The 19,143-nt window shown below is 72.0% G+C and carries 14 protein-coding genes and 1 tRNA gene; 2 read left to right on the top strand and 13 right to left on the bottom strand.

What is annotated here, in order from left to right; translation table 11 throughout:
* Window positions 1-5 precede the first annotated feature (5 nt).
* Together ACOJTC_RS02625 and ACOJTC_RS02620 are read right to left on the bottom strand one after the other, a co-directional pair.
* Window positions 6-134: transfer RNA gene (locus ACOJTC_RS02625), tRNA-OTHER, on the bottom strand.
* Between the two features lie 92 nt (window positions 135-226).
* Window positions 227-1,447, bottom strand: coding sequence for an MFS transporter (locus ACOJTC_RS02620; protein ID WP_420115589.1), 1,221 nt, complete (start codon window positions 1,445-1,447; stop codon window positions 227-229).
* A gap of 357 nt (window positions 1,448-1,804) precedes the next feature.
* On the opposite strand from ACOJTC_RS02620, the gene ACOJTC_RS02615 reads away from it, so the two are divergent.
* Window positions 1,805-3,028 (top strand): extracellular solute-binding protein, encoded by a 1,224-nt coding sequence (locus ACOJTC_RS02615; RefSeq protein ID WP_420115588.1) that lies wholly within the window; start codon window positions 1,805-1,807, stop codon window positions 3,026-3,028.
* Between the two features lie 19 nt (window positions 3,029-3,047).
* Window positions 3,048-3,416 carry a hypothetical protein gene (locus tag ACOJTC_RS02610; RefSeq protein WP_420115587.1) on the top strand — a complete coding sequence of 123 codons (369 nt, stop codon included), beginning with the start codon at window positions 3,048-3,050 and terminating at the stop codon, window positions 3,414-3,416.
* Window positions 3,417-3,551: 135 nt separating this feature from the next.
* Here ACOJTC_RS02610 and ACOJTC_RS02605 read toward each other — a convergent pair whose 3' ends face one another.
* The 11 genes from ACOJTC_RS02605 to ACOJTC_RS02555 form a co-directional block, all read right to left on the bottom strand.
* Window positions 3,552-4,991: an alpha/beta fold hydrolase gene (locus ACOJTC_RS02605; RefSeq protein WP_420115586.1), complete on the bottom strand. Its 1,440-nt coding sequence runs from the start codon at window positions 4,989-4,991 to the stop codon at window positions 3,552-3,554.
* Between the two features lie 191 nt (window positions 4,992-5,182).
* Window positions 5,183-5,860, bottom strand: a complete 678-nt coding sequence (locus ACOJTC_RS02600) for an HNH endonuclease family protein (protein WP_420115585.1) — start codon at window positions 5,858-5,860, stop codon at window positions 5,183-5,185.
* Between the two features lie 338 nt (window positions 5,861-6,198).
* Window positions 6,199-7,308, bottom strand: a complete 1,110-nt coding sequence (locus ACOJTC_RS02595; RefSeq protein WP_420115584.1) for an HAD-IIIC family phosphatase — start codon at window positions 7,306-7,308, stop codon at window positions 6,199-6,201.
* Window positions 7,309-7,393: 85 nt separating this feature from the next.
* Window positions 7,394-7,696 carry an acyl carrier protein gene (locus ACOJTC_RS02590; protein ID WP_377681864.1) on the bottom strand — a complete coding sequence of 101 codons (303 nt, stop codon included), beginning with the start codon at window positions 7,694-7,696 and terminating at the stop codon, window positions 7,394-7,396.
* A complete protein-coding gene (locus tag ACOJTC_RS02585) occupies window positions 7,696-7,821 on the bottom strand; it encodes a 3-hydroxyacyl-CoA dehydrogenase family protein (RefSeq protein ID WP_420115583.1) in 126 nt (41 codons plus the stop codon). The genes ACOJTC_RS02590 and ACOJTC_RS02585 overlap by 1 nt, the downstream gene beginning before the upstream one ends.
* The gene (locus tag ACOJTC_RS02580; protein ID WP_420115599.1) at window positions 7,767-7,970 is read right to left on the bottom strand and encodes a 3-hydroxyacyl-CoA dehydrogenase family protein; all 204 of its coding nucleotides are present in this window, start codon (window positions 7,968-7,970) and stop codon (window positions 7,767-7,769) included. Before ACOJTC_RS02580 ends, ACOJTC_RS02585 begins: the two co-directional genes overlap by 55 nt.
* A gap of 99 nt (window positions 7,971-8,069) precedes the next feature.
* Window positions 8,070-9,251, bottom strand: a complete 1,182-nt coding sequence (locus ACOJTC_RS02575; RefSeq protein ID WP_420115582.1) for a Rieske 2Fe-2S domain-containing protein — start codon at window positions 9,249-9,251, stop codon at window positions 8,070-8,072.
* A 10-nt stretch (window positions 9,252-9,261) separates the two neighbouring features.
* Window positions 9,262-10,710 carry a cytochrome P450 gene (locus tag ACOJTC_RS02570; protein WP_420115581.1) on the bottom strand — a complete coding sequence of 483 codons (1,449 nt, stop codon included), beginning with the start codon at window positions 10,708-10,710 and terminating at the stop codon, window positions 9,262-9,264.
* A 3-nt stretch (window positions 10,711-10,713) separates the two neighbouring features.
* The gene (locus tag ACOJTC_RS02565; protein WP_420115580.1) at window positions 10,714-11,733 is read right to left on the bottom strand and encodes a 3-oxoacyl-[acyl-carrier-protein] synthase III C-terminal domain-containing protein; all 1,020 of its coding nucleotides are present in this window, start codon (window positions 11,731-11,733) and stop codon (window positions 10,714-10,716) included.
* A 17-nt stretch (window positions 11,734-11,750) separates the two neighbouring features.
* Window positions 11,751-17,681 (bottom strand): SDR family oxidoreductase, encoded by a 5,931-nt coding sequence (locus tag ACOJTC_RS02560; RefSeq protein ID WP_420115579.1) that lies wholly within the window; start codon window positions 17,679-17,681, stop codon window positions 11,751-11,753.
* Window positions 17,678-19,114, bottom strand: coding sequence for an acyltransferase domain-containing protein (locus tag ACOJTC_RS02555; protein WP_420115578.1), 1,437 nt, complete (start codon window positions 19,112-19,114; stop codon window positions 17,678-17,680). Before ACOJTC_RS02555 ends, ACOJTC_RS02560 begins: the two co-directional genes overlap by 4 nt.
* Window positions 19,115-19,143 lie beyond the last annotated feature (29 nt).

Below are 19,143 nucleotides of genomic sequence, written 5' to 3'. Positions count from 1 at the left end.
CGCAGTGGGTCGCCGGGGACTCGAACCCCGAACCTTCCGATCCAACAGGGAGAAGGAAGCGCACCCATCGCCGCACGAGCGGAGGGCGGACGCGCTACTCAGTCGGATGCTCTAGCCAGTTGAGCTAACGACCCAGATGTCGATCATCCATCAGCCGGGTCGACATGGCCACCGGGATTCGCGGTCGCCGCCCGGGGCCGGCCGGGAGGTGCCGCGTGCACCGCAGCTACAGACCGGCGCGACGCAGGGTGGGGCGGGACAGGAACGCGGCGGTGGCGGTGACCGCGATCGCCGCATGGACCAGCAGGGCCGTGGCGAGGCCGAGATGCGCGAACAGGACGCCGATCAGCAGATTGCCCAGCGGAATCGCGGCGAACGCCACCAGTGCCAGCACCGCCAGCACCCTGCCCCGGTACTCCGGTTCACACCAGGTCTGCAGCAGCGACGTCCCCAGGCTCGCGGTCACGCCGAGCAGGGTGCCGAGCGCGACGAAGATGGTCACCACCAGGCCGAGGGAGGCCGCCGTCGCCAGTGCCGCGAGCAGCGCGGCCTGGGCCACGAGTGCCACCCCGAACACCGTCCCGGCGCTACGACGGGCGGGCACCGCGATCAGGGCGAGAGCTCCGGCCGCCGAGCCGACGGCGAATCCGGTGAGGAGCAGTCCGGCGCCACCCTCGTCGAGGCCGCGCGCACGGGCGAACAGGGCCAGTCCGACGTTGAGCACCCCGGCGCAGCTCAGCTCGTTGAGAAAGAGCACCAGCAGCAGCCAGCGCAGCTGGGTGTGACGCCAGGCGTACCGTAGGCCCGCCCGGACGCCGGCCGTGCCCTGACCGCGCAGGAGGCCGCCGGTGGTGGGCTGCTCCCGAGGAGTCGCGTACGGGCGGGTGACGGCGACGGCGACCATCGAGCAGACGTACGACACGGCGTTGAGGAGCGCGACCAGCAGTCCTCCGCCGAGCGCGAGTGCGTACGCGCCGATCGGCCCTCCCGCCGCCTGCCCGCCACGCAACGCCAGGGAATAGAGGGCGTTGCCGCGGACGAGGTCGTCCCTTGCCAGGAGCTGGGGTCTCAGTGCGGCCGAGGCGGGGACGAAGAACGCGCCGGTGACCGACATCGCCCCCGCCGCCAGCAGCAGCACCCACCAGGGGCCACCGACGAGCAGGGTGACGGCGGCAGCGATCATGACCACGGCGGAGGCCCCGTCGCTGAGGATGATCACCTTCCGGCGGCTGTGTCGGTCGGCGACGGCGCCTCCGTAGAGCAGCACCGCCAGTCGGGGCATGGTGGCCAGTGCCAACAGCAGCCCGGCCAGACCCGGACTGACGGTGGTGGCCAACGTCCAGGACAGCGCGATGTACCAGGCGGCGTTGCCCAGCGAGGACAGGCCGGTGCCGGTGACGAAGGCGAGATAGTTGCCACCGAAGACACGGCCGGAATGTGGTGGCACCGGTCCGTCAGGTCCGGCGGATAACTCGCGTGTCGATTCCATCAGCTCCCCCGTCGCCGTGCTGTGCGAGCCACCTGCGTGTGTCGTCCTGATCCCCTGATTCCGGGACACCGAACCATGTTCTCGCCCGACTGTTTCCGGTCCTCATGCGACAGCACCTCCCCAAGAGTGCATATCCCACAAGAGACAATTGCGTCGGCACCAAGGCTTCCGGCCAGGGCGGGCCGAATCCGGTTTCCGACAGCACGGCCTCCACCGGGTGGACCGGCCAGGCTCGTCATTCATCAACGCCAAAGCGTAATGTGATGAATGACTCGTTGCGCGCATGTGACCGTCCTGGATCGAAGGAGTCCGCACATGTCCGAGCAGTACTCGCGGCGCTCCTTCCTCAGCGGGGTGCTGACCTGCGGTGCGCTGAGCGCCTCGGCGGTCTACCTGCTGCCCGGCGGACACCGCCCGCCGCCGGTCGAGCTTCGGCTCGCCACCGGCGCCGACCCCACCGGTGCCCGCAAGCTCCTGCTGGCCATGTGGAACCAGGCCAACCCTGACACTCCGGCCCGGCTGACCGACGAGATCGAGGGCGGATCCGGTGACGAACGCACGAGGCTGTTGACCGCAGCCCGCAATGGCAGTGCCGACATCCTCAACCTGGACGTCGTCGACATTCCCGAGTTCGCCGCGCAGAAGCTGATCACCCCGATCCGGCTGGCCGACCGGAACTTCCTGACCTCGGTGAAGGACCTGCACCAGGTCGCGGACGCCCCGGACAGCTACTGGGCCGCGCCACTGAACACCGACGTCGGCATGCTTTTCTGGCGCAACCCCGAGACCGCCCAGCCCGGTCCGGTGACGTTGTCGAGCGTGCTCGACAACGCCGACACAGCCTCGTTCGTCGGCCAACTGAGCCCCAACTCGTCGAACTACAACGAGGGTTTCCTGGTCAACATCCTGGAACACGCCCTGTCCGTGGACCCTGACCTGCTCAGCCCGACCGGTGAGATCCTGTTCGAGCTGAAACCCTGGCAGAAAGCGCTGCAACCATTACAGGAGGCTATTGAGGCCGGGAAGGTCACCCGCTCCAGCGACGAGAACGCCAGCCTGGACACGTTCGTGGAGAAGAAGCCGACGTTCATGCGCAACTGGCCGGTGAAGTACCGCGAACTCCAGCAGCGCAAGGACGCTGACCTGCTGGCCGGGAAGATCCAGGTGTGCCCGCTGGCCTACGGGGTGCTCGGCGGCCAGAGCCTCGCGCTGGTGCGCACCTGTCCCCACCCCGAGCAGGCCATCCGGTTCATCAACTTCATGACCGGCACGGCAGCCCAGAAGGTCCTCGCCGGGCACGGCTTCGCCCCGACCCTCGCCGAGGCGTACAACGACCCGAACCTCCGGGCGGTCATCCCGCACCTGGAAGCAGTACGGGGTGCGGTGGAGAATGCCCGACCCCGACCGATGCACCCGGGATACCGCACGTTCGCCGAGGTTTTCGTCGACCACACCGCCCGCCTGGTGCGCAGTGATCCCGTATCCACCTCGGAACTGACCTCGGAGTTCATCGCCGCCATGAAGGCGGCGCTCGCATGACCGAAGTGGAGGAGGTTCCGTGAAGGTCGAGCCGTGGCAGGTGCCGATCCTGGTGATGGCCGGCATCATCCTGGCGGAGCTGGCGACCAGGGTGATCCCGCGCCGCTGGACGGCGCACCTGGCCCGACAACAGGTCCGTACCGTCGCGCTCGGCGGGCTGGCGGTCCTGGTCATCGTCGTCGGGGTGTTGGCGCTCGGACCGGACCTCGCCGACCAAATCGCCAGCGTGGCGGCGTCCATCGCCGGGCTGGTCGCGCTCTGGCTGACCTACCGGTCGTACCAGTTGCAGACCACCGCGACCCCGGACGCCGCGACCCCGGTCGGGGCGGCGCGGGACGCCACCGAGCCGGAGGCCGCGGGCAGCACCGGTCAGCCGCCCGGTCGCTGAGCGGCTGCCACCCGTCAGACCGCTCGGGCCGGTCGTCCCGGTGCAGGTGATCAACGTCCGCTGCTGGCCCCACGGTCGGCCCGCACCGCAACGGGCACACCGCCGATCCTTGAGCGAGGGACGCCATGGGCGCTGCTAGCAGGCGGTGTCGTGCTCCGGCAGGTGCCCGTGCACCAGGTACGCGGTGACCGCGCCCGTCAGGCAGGTGTCGGCCGGGCCGTTGAGGACCGGCGCATGGGTCCGCCTGTCCACGGTGACCAGCCGGGATCCGGTGATGGCCCGGGCGGTTGCGATCGAGTTGGCCGGTGGCACCGAGGCGTCGCGGAGTGCGGCGACGACGAGCGCCGCCGGTGCCCGGTTGCCGGCGAGCGGCGGCGTGTTGTCCCGGCTGACCGGCCAGAAGGCGCAGGGGTTGAGGTTGGCGATCGACGGGCCGAAGACGGGATAGCGGGTGCCGAGTCGGGCCAGGTCGCGGCGGTAGGTCGCCGGGTCGCGCGGCCACGCGTCGTCGCTGCAGCGGAATGCCGTGTTGACCGCGGTGTGGTTGTCCGCGGGCACACCCGGGGTGCCGGGCAGCGGGGCCGGTCGCGGGTCGAGGGGGATCGGTGGCGGGCGGTGGGCGAGGATGGCGGCGAGGTCGGTCGCGACCACCGGCCACAGGTGCTCGAAGTACGTCGCGATGACCGTCAGGGAGCCCAGTTCGCCGGCGGTCCAGGCGTGGTCTCCGGCCACGATCGGCTCGGTCGCGGCCCCGGCGAAGGCCCGGCTGAGGGTTGCCGCGACCTCGGTCGGTGTCGCGCCGAGTCCGAACGTTGCGCTGTTGTCGGCGAGGTATCCGGTGAAGGCGGCGTAGTTCTCCTCGAAGGCCGGGATCCGGGCCAGCTCGTAGGGACGCCAGGCGAGGTCGTAGTTGACCGGGCTGTCCAGCACGAACCGGTCCGCCCGGTGCGGGAACAGGGTGCCGTACGCGACGCCGAGCATCGCCGCGTATGAACCTCCGAGGAAGGACAGTTTCCGCTCGCCGAGCGCTGTCCGGATGGTGTCCATGTCGCGGGCGGCCTGTGCGGTCGTGGCGAACGGCAGCGCCCAACCGGCGTGCCGGGCGCAGGCGCGGGCGTACGCGCGGGCCTGCGCGGCGGTGTCCGCCAGGGACTGGTACGTCGCGGTGCGGACCCAGTAGCCGCCCGGTTCCTCCTCCGGCTGGCCGCAGGTGATCGGGGTGCTGCGCTCGACGAAGCGCATGTCGAACCCGACGATGTCGTAGCGGGCGAGCACCGCGGGGTCGACGACGGCGGCGAGGTTCAGCGGCTCGGGGACGCCGGCGCCGCCCGGCCCGCCACCGGTGGTGACCAGTACGCCGCGGCGCAGCGCCGGGTCGGTCGCGGGGAGCCGGGAGATCGTGATGTCGATCGTCGGGCCGGTCGGCCGCGCATGGTCGAGCGGCACCTGGACGGTGGCGCAACGCAGGCGGCTGTCGTCGACGCCGGGGCAGGAGCGCCAGGCGAGGGTCGCCCCGCTGGCCGGCGCGGCCGGGGCGACGGCCACGGTGAGGAAGGCGACCACGACAGCGGCCATCGCGCGCATTGGCGTCCCCCGACAGTAGATCCGCACAGGTCTATGTCGGACACGTTAGGGCGGGTGGTTGCCATACCGCAACGTGTCTTCGGCACCGCCCCCGTCCCGCACCCTCGGGTCGACAGGTCGTCGCCCCACGGATCACTGCCCTCCTTCCCTGCACCGGGTCGGCCGGTCCTGCGGGCAGGCGTTCAGGAGGAGCAGGTGTCGAGCATGGTCTGCAGGGCGGACTTCTCCGACGATTGCAGTCGTAGGCCCCAGGTGTACTTCACGGTGATCCACATCTTGCTGTAGGTGCACCGGTACGACGACAGCGGTGGCTGCCACGTCGACGGGTCCTGGTCGCTCTTGGACTGGTTGACGTTGTCGGTCACCGCGATCAGTTGCGGGCCGGACAGGTCGTTGGCGAAGCTCTGCCGACGGCTGGTCGTCCAGGAGCTCGCGCCGGAGCGCCATGCCTCGGCGAGGGGGACCATGTGGTCGATGTCGACGTCGGATGCGGCGGTCCAGGTGGCTCCGTCGTAGGGGCTGTACCAGCGTCCGGACGTGGCCTGGCAGGAGGAGTTGACGACGACGGAGGTGCCGTCGCGTTTGAGGACCTGTTCTCGGGTGTCGCAGCTGCCGCTGACGGTGATCCAGTGGGGGAACAGGTCCCGGGAGTAGCCGCTGGTGGAGCCCTCGGTGGCGACGGTGAGGGCGTTGAGTTGCGACTGCGCGGTCGCCTTCGACGGGATCCCCGGCGGCGTCGCCGCCGCGGTCCCCGCGATGCCCGCCGGGAGGGCCGCGCCGACGAGCGTGGCGAGTGCCAGCGTCACGGCGCGCACCCGGGGCCGCGCAAGTCCGGGCGTCTTCGTGGTCGGTCGTGCCATGCCGTGCCTCCAGGTCGCCATCGACAGCATATGCAGTCACCATCTTCGATGAAAGTGACGGCTGGATGGCAGCCTCGTGAAGAGCCGCAAAGATCGGGAGCAACGCTCACCCACCGCTGGGCCAACTGACCACGGGGCCAGCTGGCCCAGGGTCGGAAGTCGGTCCCCGCCGCGTTCACCACCGGCGGAAGCTCCTGGACCGACCCCGTGCGGCGATCCCCTTGCCCTGATCGTCGTTCTCCTGTCGAGGTCGATGCAGAGGATCCCTCGACTCCACAGCTCGACGATCAATCGGCCGTGACTGCGCGTACGGGCCGGTGGAGGCCGGGTACGGGCGGTCAGCCCGCGCCGACGGACGCCGGGCCGGCCAGGTCGGGGGCGGTCAGGTGGAACGTCGAGGGAGCGGGTTGCCGGCGGGCCATCAGGTGTAGTCGCTGGACGGCGCGGTCGGCGTCGACGGCGATGCGGTCCCGGCAGGCGCAGGGCTCCTCGTCGAAGCCGGCGAACCGGTAGGCGACCTCCATCATCCGGTTGCGGTCGTTGGGCCGGAAGTCGGCGATCAGGTGTACCCCGGCGCGGGCGGCCTGGTCCACCAGCCAGGTCAGCAGGACCGTGCCGGTGCCGAAGGACACCACCCGGCAGGAGGTGGCGAGCAGCCGCAGGTGCCACACCTCGGGGTGCTTCTCCAGGACCAGCACGCCGACCGCGCCATGCGGCCCGAAGCGGTCGGTCAGCGTCGTGACCAGGACCTCGTAGCGGGGGTCGGCCATCAGGGTCCGCAGCATCCGGTCCGGGTAGTGCACGCCTGTCGCGTTCATCTGGCTGGTTCGTAGGGTCAGCTCCTCGACCCGGGACAGTGTCGCGGCGTCGGCCCGCCGGATGTGCATCGCCAGGTCGAGTGAGCGGAGGAAATCCTCTGCGGGGCCGGTGAACCGGGCCTGCTCGTCCGCCCGCCGCTGACCGGCCTGGTACATCTGCCGGCGACGGCGGGCGTCCACGGTCACCGACGTCGGGGTGAACTCGGGGCGGTCGAGCAGGGTGGTGGCCAGGCCGGCGTCGTAGCAGCGCACCTGCGGAAGGTGGTAGGCGACCTCGGCCCGTTCGGCGGGCTGGTCGTCGATGAAGGCGATGGTGCCGAGTGCGAAGCCGAGCTGGTCGGCGATGCGCCGCACGGCGTCGGACTTGCGTCCCCAGCCGATCTGCGGTGCCACGAGGTATTCGGCGACGCCGAGCGCGCGCAGTCGGGCCCAGGCCGGCTCGTGGTCGTTGCGGCTGCACACCGACTGGAGGATGCCCCGGGCGTCGAGGCCGGTGATCACCGCCTGGATCGGGTCGGGGAGCACGACCTGCTCGTCTTCGAGCAGGACGCCCTGCCAGAGGGTGTCGTCGAGGTCCCAGACCAGGCACTTCACGGTCACGGGTGACGCGGGCGGGGCCTCGTCGGTCACGGCGGCTCCTTCGTGGGTTGTCGCTCGTCGGCCGTCCGGGCGGATGACGAGCGTGGCGGCCCGGGCGGGCGCGTCGGTGGTGGGGTCAGGCACCGTGGTCTCCGGATTCGCCGGTGCGGAGTCGGTCGACCAGGGCGACCATTCGGCGTACGGTCCGGAAGTTGTCCAGCCGCAGGTCGGTGCCGCGCACGGTGACCCCGTACGTCTGCTCCAGGTGCACCACCAGTTCCATCGCGAACAGGGACGACAGCCCGCCGGCGGCGAACAGGTCCGTGTCCGGTGGCCAGGACCGCCCGGTGCGCGCCGTCAGGAAGCGCGCCAGCTCCGGTGCGAGGGTGTCGGCACGGTTGCCGGTGTCCGACACGTCCTGGTCGGATGGCACAGTCATCACAGGTCTCCCTCGTAGTGGTAGAACCCCTGCCCGCTCTTGCGGCCGAGGCGTCCGGCCCGGACCTTGGTCAGCAGCGGCTCGCAGGGGCGGCAGTGCTCGTCGCCGGTCCGTTCGTGCAGCACCCACAGGGAGTCGACCAGCTTTCCAGGTCGATGAGGTCGGCGGTGCGCAGCGGACCGGTCGGATGTCCCGGAGATCCCTGCAGGAGGGTGTCGACGGATTCGACGCCGGCCGTGCCGGCGGCTACCACCCGGACCGCAGTGTTGATCATGGGATGCGGGATGCGGCTGGTCACCGGTGTCGCGTTCTGCCCCGTCACCAGCGTCTCCCTTCGTTGCCCAGCCCGGTTCGCGGGCCGCGCCGATCACGGTCACACCTCGGAGTGGTCCGCCTTCCGCCCCTCGACGGACGATCCGTTGACGGACCGGGCTCCGTCGGCGACCCACGATCCGTTGACGGTCGGTGATCCGTTGACGGTGGACGCGTCGGTGGCGGTGCCGTCGGTGGGGACGCCGGGGTCGGTGTAGAACTGCCGTGCCCACTGCCGGTACCGACCGATGGGGCCGTCTCCCCGGGCGAGCTTCGGCTGTTCGACGTGCTCCTGGTGGTGCCACATCAGCAGGTCCGCGCCGGTGTCGACCGAGGCCACCCGTTGGGCGATGACGCTGAGCAGCCGGGCGACGGGCATCGCCGTGGCCCGGGCGGCCCGCTCGGGCAGGAACGGCAGGCCGGCCAGTTCCAGTTTGGTGCCCATCCGCAGGTGGATCCGACCCGGGGTGGTGGGGGTGGCGTGCAGCATGACGTGCAGGTCGCCCGCGCCGTTGGGCAGCCGGGTGCGGGCCGCGATGGTGGCCAGTCCGATCACGGTGAGGGTGTAGGACTGGCGGATCTGGCGCATGACGGTGCCCCGGGCGGTCGCGGTGACGGTGCTGACCGGCTCCCCCATCACCGGTGTCCCCTCGATGACCAGGTCCCGCAGTCCGTGCAGCGCCGGGAGGTGACCCCAGTCGAAGGCGTTCTCGATGACGTCCTGCGGGTGCCCGGCGATGTCGAAGGTGTTGTGGCTGAACGGTTGCCGATCGTCCATGCCGAAGGTCGGCACCTGCCACTGCGGTGCGAGGCCGAGGGCGTGCCACCACACGTAGACCGATCCGTTGGCCTCGCAGACCGGGAACTGGCTCAGGGTCGCCTTGGGTGGCGGCAGGTCGTAGCCGGTGCGGACGCAGGCCCCGGAGGGGTCGAAGGCGAACCGGTGGAACGGGCAGACGATCTCCTCTCCGTCGAGGGTGCTGCCGACGCCCAGGTGTGCCCCGAGGTGGGGGCAGCGGGGGCGGACCGCACGCAGCAGTCCGCGGGGGGTCCGGTAGAGGACCACCTCGCCGCCCATGATCGGGCGGGTGGTGATGGTTCCGGGGCGGACCTCGTCGGAGAAGGCCACGCAGAACCACCCGTTCGGGTCGGGGCGGGTGGGCCGGTGGAGCCGGTCGGCTGGCGCGGCGGTGTGCCGCCGGATCTCGTGGTCGCGGAGCAGTTGTTTGACCAGTGGTTTCATGGTTGTTCTCCTAGTGGGCGACCGGGCAGGTGCCGGGGCCCGATCCGACGGTCGGCGGTACGGGCTGCGACGTGGTGACCGGTGGCGCGTGGGTTGCGGTGGTCTCCGTCCGGCGCTGCCGCAGCCGCAGGCGCAGCCCGCGCGAGCTGAGGCTGGTTTCCACCTTGGGCCGGAAGGGTTCGTCGCCGACCGGGGTCAGTTCCCAGCGGGCCGTCACGGCGGTGAGGGCGAGGATCGCCTCGGTGAGGGCGAACTGGTCTCCGATGCACTTGCGTGCGCCGGCGCCGAACGGGACGTAGCTGGCCCGGTCGGGTGAGGTGTCGAGCCAGCGGTCCGGGTCGAAGCGGGTCGGTTCGGCGTACAGGTCGGGTCGGCGGTGGATCAGGTAGGGGCTGAGCACGAGGGTGTCGCCGCGGCGTAGCCGTACCCCGTCGAGTTCGGCTTCGCCGGTGACGGTCCGGGTCATCATCCAGGCGGGCGGGTAGAGCCGGAGGGTTTCGGTGACCACCCGGGCCGCCAGGTCGAGTCGGGGCAGATGTTCGGGGCCGGGGAGCGCGCCGTCCAGGACGGTGTCGGTCTCGGCGTGGAGTCGGCGTTGGATGTCCGGGTGGGTGGCTATCAGGTACAGGGCCCAGGCCAGGGTGATGGCGGTGGTTTCCATGCCGCCGAGGAAGAAGGTGAGGGCCTGGTCGGCCAGTTCGGAGTCGCTGAGTTGCCGCTCGTGGTCGCGGCTTTCCACGTCGACGGCGGCGACGAGTGCGGAGAGCAGGTCGGCGTGGTCGGTGGGGTCGGCGCGGCGGGCGGCGACGATGTCGGTGATGGTGGCGAACAGCCGGGCGCGGGCCTGGTCGTAGCGTCGTTTGGCGGGGGTCGGCAGCCGGCGGAGCAGGGCCGGGGTCATCATGCGGCGGAAGAAGGCGCTCACCACGGTGTTGGTGTCGGCCAGGGCCCGGCGGAGGGTTTCTGCGGGGAGGGACCCGCTGAACATCGTCTCCATGGTGGCCTGGGTGGTGAGGGTCATCATTTCCCGGGTGACGTCGAGTACCTGGCCGTCGTGCCAGGAACCGGCGGTGGCGTCGGAGGCCCGGCCGAACACTGCCGCGTAGCCGTGCAGGCGTCGGGGGTGGAACGACGGTTGGCACAGCCGTCGTTGCCGCCGGTGCAGCGGGTACGGGCAGGTGGACAAGCCGTCGCCGATGACCTCCCTGATCCGGTCGTAGATCGGGCCGCCCTTGTCGAAGGTGCGGTCGTTGACGAAGACGTGCCGGGTCAGGGTCGGGTCGCAGATGAGCAGTGCGGTGGTCGGGCCCAACCGGACCCGCACCATCGTCGGATATCCGGCCAGGGAGCGGATGAAGGCCAGCGGGTCCCGCAGCAGGGGCAACGCGTGCCCGAGCAGGGGTAGTGCGCCGGGTGCCAGGGGTACCGACGCGGTGGTCGTCGTGTGCGTCGCGGTCATGGGTCACCTCGTTTTCCGGTCTGCCGTCGTCGCGCCGGGCGGCGGGCGGGTGATCTCGAGCAGGGCGGTGGTCCAGCGGAAGCCGAGGCCGAAGCTGACGACGAGGATGCGTTCGCCGACCCGTAGTGCGCCGGTGCGGAACATCCGGTCGAGGGCGAGCAGGACGTCGCACGGGCCGGCGTGGCCCAGGTGGCGGCCGAAGGTCCAGTTGGTGTCGGTGGCGCGGCGGTGCAGCGGGGGGCCGGAGAGCACCAGGTCGAGCACGGCCGAGCCGATGGCGATGGCCACCACGTGGGAGATGTCGGCGGCGGTCAGGCCGGTCTCGTCGAGGACGGTGTCGACGCAGTGGCGGGTGCGGCGTTGCAGGGTGTCGATGTGGGGCAGGAGCCCGGTCTGTTCGGCGAGGAAGCGTCGTCCGGGGCCGGCGGCGTCGTCGGGTGCACCGGCGCGGGTCAGCACCTCCAGTTGCGGTTCGGTGGCCTGGGCGGTGGCCAGTAGTCGGGCGAAGCCGGTGCCGCGGGTGAGCACGGCGGCTGCTCCGGCGTCGCCGGCGACGTAGCCGATGTCGCGGACGTGGGCCCACCGCTGGTGGGGGAAGCGGGCGGCGGCGGTGACCAGGGCCGCCGGGGCGGTGGGTTGGGCGGTCAGGTGTTCGGCGGCGGTCACCAGGGCGGCCGCGCCGCCGTCGCTGGCCGCGCCGACCTCGATGCCGGTGCTGCGGGTGGCTCCGAGGACCCGCAGCAGGTAGGGCGCGGGTGTGTAGTGGTCCTCGTCCTGGAAGGTGGCGTGGGCCAGCAGGCTCACGTCGGTGCTGGGGACGTTCGCGTGGTGCAGTGCCAGCAGGGCGGCCCGGGCGGCCATCTGGGTCGCGGTCTGCGCGGTCGAGACCGCTGCGGAGGTGAATCCGTTGGCGGCGGCCATGGACGGCCGACCGGGCGGGGTGCCGTCCCACGGGTCGTGTTCGGGTCGGATCGGGGGTATCCAGGAGCCGGTTCCGGCGATCGTGATGTCGTGCCACAGCACCGTTGTCTCCTCGGCGGTCAGGGAAGGGCCGGTTGGGGGGTGTCGGCGTGCGGCCGGATCAGCCTTCCGCTGTGGTCGGTGGCGTGCGCGCTGACCCCGGTGACGCGGGCCAGGACGTGGCCGTCGGGGGTGGATGCGGTCAGCGTGCCGTCGGCGAAGCGGCAGTGCAGGCGGATCGTCGGGTGGGCGGCGCTGAGCTGGCAGTCGTTGCCGGGTCCGCCGAGGTCCACGGTTTCGATGCCGGCCATCGGGCCGACGAGGGGTGGCCGGTCGCCGTGGGGTGGCAGGAGCAGCAGGTGCACCATGGCGTCCAGCAGGATCGCCGGTACGGTCATCCCGGCCAGGGCCGGGCCCCATGCCTGGTGGTCGAGGCGGAAGGTGGCGCTCGTGCCGTGGGGTCCGCGGGCGTACTCGCCGGTTCCGGCGAACGGGCCGCTGAGGGTGATCGGCAGGTCGGCGGAGTAGACCGGCATCGTGAAGTCCGGTTCGGGGCGGTGTGCCGTCTGGTCGGTCGGCGCGGGCAGTGCGGGGTGCCGGTCGGCGAGCACGACGGTCGTCTCGCAGAGCAGGTCGTTGAAGCGCAGGACCTTGCCGTTGCGGCCGATCCGGTTGGTGGTGATCCGGACCGCCACCACGGCCCGGTCCGGGGACCGGTCGGTGAGCCGGGCCTCCACCGTGATGGTGCGGGGTGGGCCGGCGGACCTGACGGTCACCGACGTGTGGCAGGCCAGGTCACGGAATCCGGTGACGGTGAGGTCGGGGCAGAGGTGTGCGGCGGCGCCGGCGGCGGCTTCGAGGGCGAAGGTGCCGGGCAGGACGTACTCTCCGTTGACGCGGTGGTGGCGCATCCACCGGCCGTCCTGCTCGGCGAGGGTGTGTGGTTCCCAGGTCTTGGTGAACACCGCCCAGCGGTGGCCGCGCAGCAGGACACCGTCGAGCAGCGGCGTGGCCAGGGTCGGGTCGGGTGGGGTGGGTGGCGGCGCGTCCGGTACGGGCAGCGGCAGCGGGCCGCTGGTGGTGTCGGTGTTGATCCCCCGCTGTCCGAGCAGGACGCGTTCCTCGTCGCGGATGAAGAAGACCGCCGCCCCGTTGCCGGGTCGGGTCACCGCGTCGAGGAACTGGGCGGCGCCCTGTCTGCTGCTGATGTAGGCGTCCATCCGGTTGCGGCGCAGGGTCTCCTGCATGGCGGTGCTGCTGGCGACGCCGACCTCCCGCCAGCCGCTCCAGAGGATGGCGAGTTCGCGGTGTCCGTCGGGTGCGGTGCGGTCGGCCCAGGCGCTCGCGTAGGCCAGGTATTCGTTGACGGCGCAGTAGTCGACGTCTCCGGGGGCGGGGGCGAGGGTGGCCAGGGTGCTGAAGTTGCACCAGATGCGGGGGGGCCGGCCGGTCAGGGCCCGTTTGAGGTTGCGGTAGCCGGTGGCCTTGGTGGCCCGTACCGCCCGGAAGTCGGTCAGGGTCTTCGCGTGCAGGGCCCGGGAGCGTAGGTCGAGGACGGTGTTGATGAGCAGATCGATGCGTCCGTGCCGGTCCATGATCTCGTCGAGGACGGCGGTGGTCCGGTCCGCGTCGAGGACGTCGCCGACGCGGTGGTGGACCCGGTCGGGTCCGCACAGTTCGGTGAGCCGGTGCACGGTCCGGCGTACCTCCAGGCGGGCCTGGGCTCGTTCGTAGGCGTTCCTGAGGTCCCGCAGCGACGCGTCGGGGTGTTCGCGGCGTCCGGCGGCGATGTACGCGGCCTGGGACGGCAGTTCGTCGTCGGTGTCCGGTAGCGGGGTGCGGCCGATGACGTACAGGTGGGGCCGGTCGGTGGTGCGGGCCACGGCGTCGAGGAGTTCGGGGGTGATGCCCCGGGCCCCGCCGAAGGCGACCACGACCGCGCCGGGGGGCAGCGCGGGTTCCGGTGTCTGGTGCGGGGGCCCGTCGTCGGCGACGGTGAGTTCGTACCAGTTCTGTCCGCGGCAGGCGAGGGTGTGCGTCGGTACGCGGGCGGTCGCGGCCCGGGCCAGTTGTGCCAGTGCGGTCGGGGCGTGTGACGTGTCGGTGATCAGGGAGTTTCCGCTGCACTGCGGGACTTCGGCCCGTACGGAGCGGACGAGTCCGGTGAACAGCCCGGCGAGGGGGTGGGTCGTTGCCTGCGGTAGTGCGGTGAGCAGCACGGCGGCGAGTGATCCACCGGCCCGCAGGGCGGGCAGCGCGGCCTGGATGGTGGTGAACGCCAGGTCCTGGAGGTCCTCCAGGCGGGCGGCTTCGGTGTCGTCGGTGTCGTCGGCGGGGGTTTCGAGTCGGGTGAGGATCCGGATGTGGCGTGGCACGAACGGTAGGCCGGCCAGGGCGTCGGCGGTGGCGTCGGGCGGTACGTGGGTGGCGGCGTCGACTCCCGGCCTCGGTGACCAGATGGCGATGTCGGGGCCGGTGACGGCGGCGGCGAGGTCCGGGGTGTCGGTGACCACGATGCTTCCGGCCGGGATCGCGGGTCCGTCGGGGTCCGGTGGGGTCAGCGGCCGCAGGTGGAGGGTCTGTCGGCGGCCGATGGGCTGCTCGGCGGGTTCCGGGGCGGCCCCGTTCGGTTCGGGGCCGGTCGGTCCGGTGAACCGGATCGTGGGTGATCCGGGGGCGGCCGGTGACACGACGGTGCCGGTGCCGGTGACGACGCCCCGCAGCACCGCCAGCAGGGCGTCGAGGGCCAGGTAGGTGCGGTCGGTGCCGGCGGCGGCGGGCAGGGCGTGGGGCGGGTCGTCGGCGGTGCGCTCGGGTGTCGTGGTGAGGGTGCCCAGGATGGGTAGGCCGTGGTCCCGGGCGGTGCGGCGGCGGGCGACGGCGACGACGGCGGCGCCTTCGGCGACCGTGCGGCCCGCCGGTACGAGGGTGTCCAGGTGCGCGTCCCATCCGCTGATCGGCCGTAGGCTCACCGCGCCGACGAGGGCCAGGTCGCAGGCCCGGTGGCGGAGCTGGCGCAGGGCCAGGTCGAGCGCGCAGTGCGTGGAGTCGCGGTGGGCGTAGACGCTGGTGCCGAAGCCCCGGAAGTCGTAGTAGTTGGCGGCCCGGCCGGACAGGATGCAGGAGACGGCGCCGGTGAAGTCGTCCTCGTTGAGTTCGTCGGGAACGACGTCGCCGGCGTCGGCGAGGGCCTTGGCGAGGTACTCCCGCAGTGTCTGGGCCTGCCCGGGGTCGGGGAGCAGGTCGAATGTGGCGGCGCACTCCTGCGCGTGGACCCGCAGCGCGGCGCGGGCGTTGTGCGTCGTCGGCAGGCTCGCCCCGACCAGGATCGCGGTGCTGGGCCGCAGCGTGGTTCCCGGTTCGCCGAGGTCGGTCAGGAGCGGTCCGAGGGCTTGGAGCATCATCAGGTGGGCGGGGTCCATGTGCCGCATCGTGCGGGGTGGGATCCGCACGTCGAGGGGGGACGGCAGCGGGTAGGGGCTACCGAAGCCGGGCTGCGGGGTGGGGCCGTCGCCGACGAGCCAGGCGGGCACCCGGTCGCGGTCAAGGCCGGGCAGGTGGGTGTTCCAGCCGACGACGACGAGGTCATCGGCGTCGGCGGTGCGGTCGGTCACCGATGGTTGGTGGGCGGGTCGGGCCGTCGGTATCCGGTCGGCGAGCACCACATGGGCGTCGGCTCCACCGAGACCGAACGAGGACACCCCGACCATCCGCGGACGGGCTTCGTCGACCGGCCAGGGTGCGTCGGTGACCGGCACCGTGAGTCGGGTGCCGTCGCCCAGCAGCGGGTGGGGGTCGGTGACGACGGTGTGGCCGGGGATCGTGCGGTGGGCGAGGGCGACCAGCGCGTGCGCCACCGACACGAGTCCGGCCAGGACACCGGTGTGGCCGAAGACCTGTTTGTTCGACGTCAGCAGGCACGGCCGGTCCCGCTCGCCGAGTCGTGACAGCAGGGAGCGCAGTTCGACCTCGTCGCCGACGGGGGTGCCGGTGCCGTGGGCCACCACCCAGTCGACGTCTGCGGCGTCGACGCCGGCGTCGGCCCAGGCCCGGCTGATCGCCAGTTCCTGTCCCCGGGTGGCGGGCGCGTGGATGCCCTTGCCCCGGCCGTCGGCGGCGAGTCCGGTGCCGAGGACGACGCCGTGGATGTGGTCGCCGTCGGCAACCGCGCGGGCGTACGGTTTCAGGGCGAGCATGACGGCGCCCTCACCGATCAGTGTCCCGTCGGCCGCCTGGTCGAAGGGGCGGATCCGGCCACTGGCGGTGATGCCCTGGGCCCGGCAGAAGAGGGTGAAGCCGATCGGTTCGATCACCGAGGTGCCGCCGACGAGCGCGACGTCGCAGCTTCCCTCCCGGAGGGCTTTGACGGCGGCGTCGAGGCAGAACAGTCCGGTGGCACAGGCCGCGTCGAGGGTCAGGTGTTGGGCGTCGGGCGGGATCAGGCCGCGCAGCGCGTTACGGGACACCGAGGCGGGCAGGTAGGCCAGGGGGTTGCCGCCGTCACCGCCGTAGTGGGCGCTGATGGCGTGGTCGGCGAGTTCGGCCAGCCAGTCGTCGTCGCCGCTGCGCTGGATGGCGTCGCGGATGAGGCGTCGGTACTCGTCGCCGAGGACGATGCCCTGCGTGCCGAGTCCGGTCTGGTCGTGGATGCCGGTGGTCGCGGCGAGCCACCGGTCGCCGGGCCGACGGTGTACTCCGGTCAGGGCCTGGACGGTGCAGTGGCGCAGCCACCGGGTGGTGCGTGGCCAGCCGGGGTGTCCCAGGAACCCGTCGGGTTCGGCGACGGAGGCGGGGTCGGGGACGAACCCCTGCACGTAGCCGGCTTCCCGGATGTAGAAGCTGTCGGTGTCCGTCGCGCTGGCCGACCAGAAGTGCCGCAGGTCGAAGGCGGACGGTTCGCTGGCCAGCAGGGCGCCTTCGCGGAGCCGGTCGTAGAGGTCGGCGGGGTTGTTGGTGCCGGGCAGGACCACCCCGAGGCCGACCACCGCGATGGCGTCCGGGTCGTGTTCGGGGCCGGCCTGTGGGCTGTGCGGCTGCGGGTGACGGACCGGGCGTGGGGTCGCGGGGGCCGGTTGCGGTTCGGCGACGGCTCCGGTGGTCGACGGGGGTGGTTCGGTGCTGTTCCCGGTGGTCGACGGGGGCGGTTCGGGTACGACGGCGGCTGCGGGGGGGGGAGGCGACGGGGGTCGGGTGGGTACGCCGACCTGCGCGGCGAGTTTGCTGTGCAGTCGTAGGCCCTGCATGCCGCCGATACTGATGCCGCCGTCGGCCACGAGAGTCTGCCCGGTGATGAATCCGGTGTCCGGGTGCAGGAGGTGGACGAGCAGCCGGGCCGCATCGGGGGTGGAGATGGTACGGCGGTTCAGGTCGCTGGCGCGTGGCGAGTCGCCGATCGCGGCGGCCGGGTCGTCGAGGTTGACGACGATCTCGCTGGCCACGGAGCCCAGCAGGACGGTGTTGACCCGGATGTCGTGGTCGGCCAGTTCCAGCGCCAGGTACCGGACGAGGGACTCCAGGGCGGCTTTGGTGACGCCGCCGGGACCGTAGCCGGGGACCGGCTGGTGGGCGCCGACGCTGGACAGGCAGAGAATGGCTGCTCCCGGGCGGCCGACCATCAGCTCGGCGGCCCGGCGGGAGCAGTGGTAGGCGCCCATGACGTTGGTGGACCAGGCCCGCTGCCAGTAGGTGTCGTCGACGTCGAACAGGGGCAGGAACGCGCCGCCGGCCGCGTTGTTGACGAGGAAGTCGAGGCCGCCGTGCCGCTGCCGGATCAGGTCGAACATCCGGTCGATCTCGCCGCGTTTGGCCACCGAGGCCCGGATGAACTCCGCGCTGAGGCCGGCTTCGGCCAGTTCCGTGCGCAGCAGCTCGGCCTGGTCGACGGAGTGGAAGTAGTTGACGACGACGTGTGCGCCGCAGGCGGCCAGCCGACGGACGATGTCCGCGCCGAGGCTCTTGGCCGCGCCGGTCACCAACGCGACCCGGCCGTGCAGGTCTGATGTGTCGGTCATCGGGCGGTCGCCTCCGCCTGCGCCTGGACGACGGCCTGCGCGATCCGCCGCAGGGTGCCGATGGTCAGCAGGGAGGTGTTGGCGCGCAGGTCCGGCAGGCCGTACCGGTCGGCGACGCGGCCGAGCAGGGCGACCTGCTTGAGTGACTCCACGCCCAGGTCGGATTCCAGGGCGTCGTCGTCGCCGAGCAGCTCCGGCGGGTAGCCCAGGTAGTCGCCGTACAGGGCGCGGATCTCGGCCAGGACCGTCGCGTACCGCCGGTCGGCGGCCGGTGCGGGCTGGGGTGGGTCGACCGTCACCGGGGAGGCCGGGGTCACCGGCGTCGGCGGCGTCAGGACGGACGGCGCAGCCGGGACGACCGGGGTGGTTCTCGCTACGGGTGGCGGTGCCACCACGTCGGGGGCCGGGACAGGTGGCGCAGGCGCCACGGGTGGCGGGGACACCGGGACACGCAGGGGTGCCGGCGTCCGCACCGGGGGTGGGGCGGTGTCGGTACGGCTGGCGACCAGAGCCCGGACGGCCGCGACCGGGTCGTGCTCGCTCAGCGGTACGACCGCCTGGACGCCCGGGACCGACGCCTCGACGAACCGGGTGACGACCGGCCACTCCCCGCATTCGATGAACGTGTCCGCGCCGGCGGCGTGCAGGGCGCGGACCGTGTGCAGCATCCGGACCTGGGCGGTGAGTGCGCCGGCCACCAGCTCGACCGGGTCCTCGTCGCCGATGTCCCGGCCCAGCCAGGGTGAGGACACCCGCCACCGTCCGCCGCCGTAGGAGACGCGGGGCGCGGAGGCCCGCAGGTCCCGGGCGGCCTGCGCGACCGCCGGGGTGTGGGTGGGGTGTGGGACGTCGAGGCGGACGCTGGGCCAGCCGAGCGCCTCGGCCACCCGTTCGGCCTCGTCGATCTGTTGTCTCGGTCCGCTGAGGACACTCTGTCGGGGGGTGTTTTCGCAGGCCAACACCAGGTGTGGGTGGCCGATCAGCCCGGCGAGTGACTCCGCCCGGCGGCCGTCGACCCCGACGGCGAGCATCGTGCCCGGCCACGCCTGCCGGGTCAGTGCCCGGGACCGGGCCACCGCCAGACGTGCGGCGTCGCCCACCGAGACGTGTCCGGCGACGGCCAGGGCCCACAGTTCGCCGATGCTCTGTCCCACGATCGCCACCGGTTCGACGCCCTCGGCGACGAGCAGGTGGTACGTGGCGAGGCTGACCGCGAAGATCTCCAGGTAGTGCACCTCGGGGCTGTAGGGGCGTTCGCCGGCGGCGTCCTCGATCAGGCGGGTGCTGATGTCGGGCAGCCCCAACTCGCGGGCCGCCTTGTCGATCAGGGTCAGCGCCTCACGGACCGTTTCGTAGCGGTTGTGCAGGTCGCGCAGGGTGCCCGTACGGGGGGCAGCCACCGTGCCGGGCATGACGAAGACAGAATCCACCATGTGCGTCACCCTCGTTTCCATCCCGGTGG

Origin of the sequence: Micromonospora sp. (assembly GCF_048594385.1) — a bacterium.
Lineage (GTDB): Bacteria > Actinomycetota > Actinomycetes > Mycobacteriales > Micromonosporaceae > Micromonospora > Micromonospora wenchangensis.
Note: the sequence above shows the minus strand (reverse complement) of the source record. Positions and strands in the feature narration are given on the sequence as shown.

Bases quoted from the DNA above. Each gene is read 5' to 3' on its own strand.
- ACOJTC_RS02570 (WP_420115581.1), bottom strand. From the start codon at position 10,710: ATGACCGCGACGCACACGACGACCACCGCGTCGGTACCCCTGGCACCC.
- ACOJTC_RS02580 (WP_420115599.1), bottom strand. From the start codon at position 7,970: ATGATCAACACTGCGGTCCGGGTGGTAGCCGCCGGCACGGCCGGCGTC.
- ACOJTC_RS02590 (WP_377681864.1), bottom strand. From the start codon at position 7,696: ATGACTGTGCCATCCGACCAGGACGTGTCGGACACCGGCAACCGTGCC.
- ACOJTC_RS02605 (WP_420115586.1), bottom strand. From the start codon at position 4,991: ATGGCCGCTGTCGTGGTCGCCTTCCTCACCGTGGCCGTCGCCCCGGCC.
- ACOJTC_RS02555 (WP_420115578.1), bottom strand. From the start codon at position 19,114: ATGGTGGATTCTGTCTTCGTCATGCCCGGCACGGTGGCTGCCCCCCGT.
- ACOJTC_RS02600 (WP_420115585.1), bottom strand. From the start codon at position 5,860: ATGGCACGACCGACCACGAAGACGCCCGGACTTGCGCGGCCCCGGGTG.
- ACOJTC_RS02615 (WP_420115588.1), top strand. From the start codon at position 1,805: ATGTCCGAGCAGTACTCGCGGCGCTCCTTCCTCAGCGGGGTGCTGACC.
- ACOJTC_RS02575 (WP_420115582.1), bottom strand. From the start codon at position 9,251: ATGAAACCACTGGTCAAACAACTGCTCCGCGACCACGAGATCCGGCGG.
- ACOJTC_RS02560 (WP_420115579.1), bottom strand. From the start codon at position 17,681: ATGACCGACACATCAGACCTGCACGGCCGGGTCGCGTTGGTGACCGGC.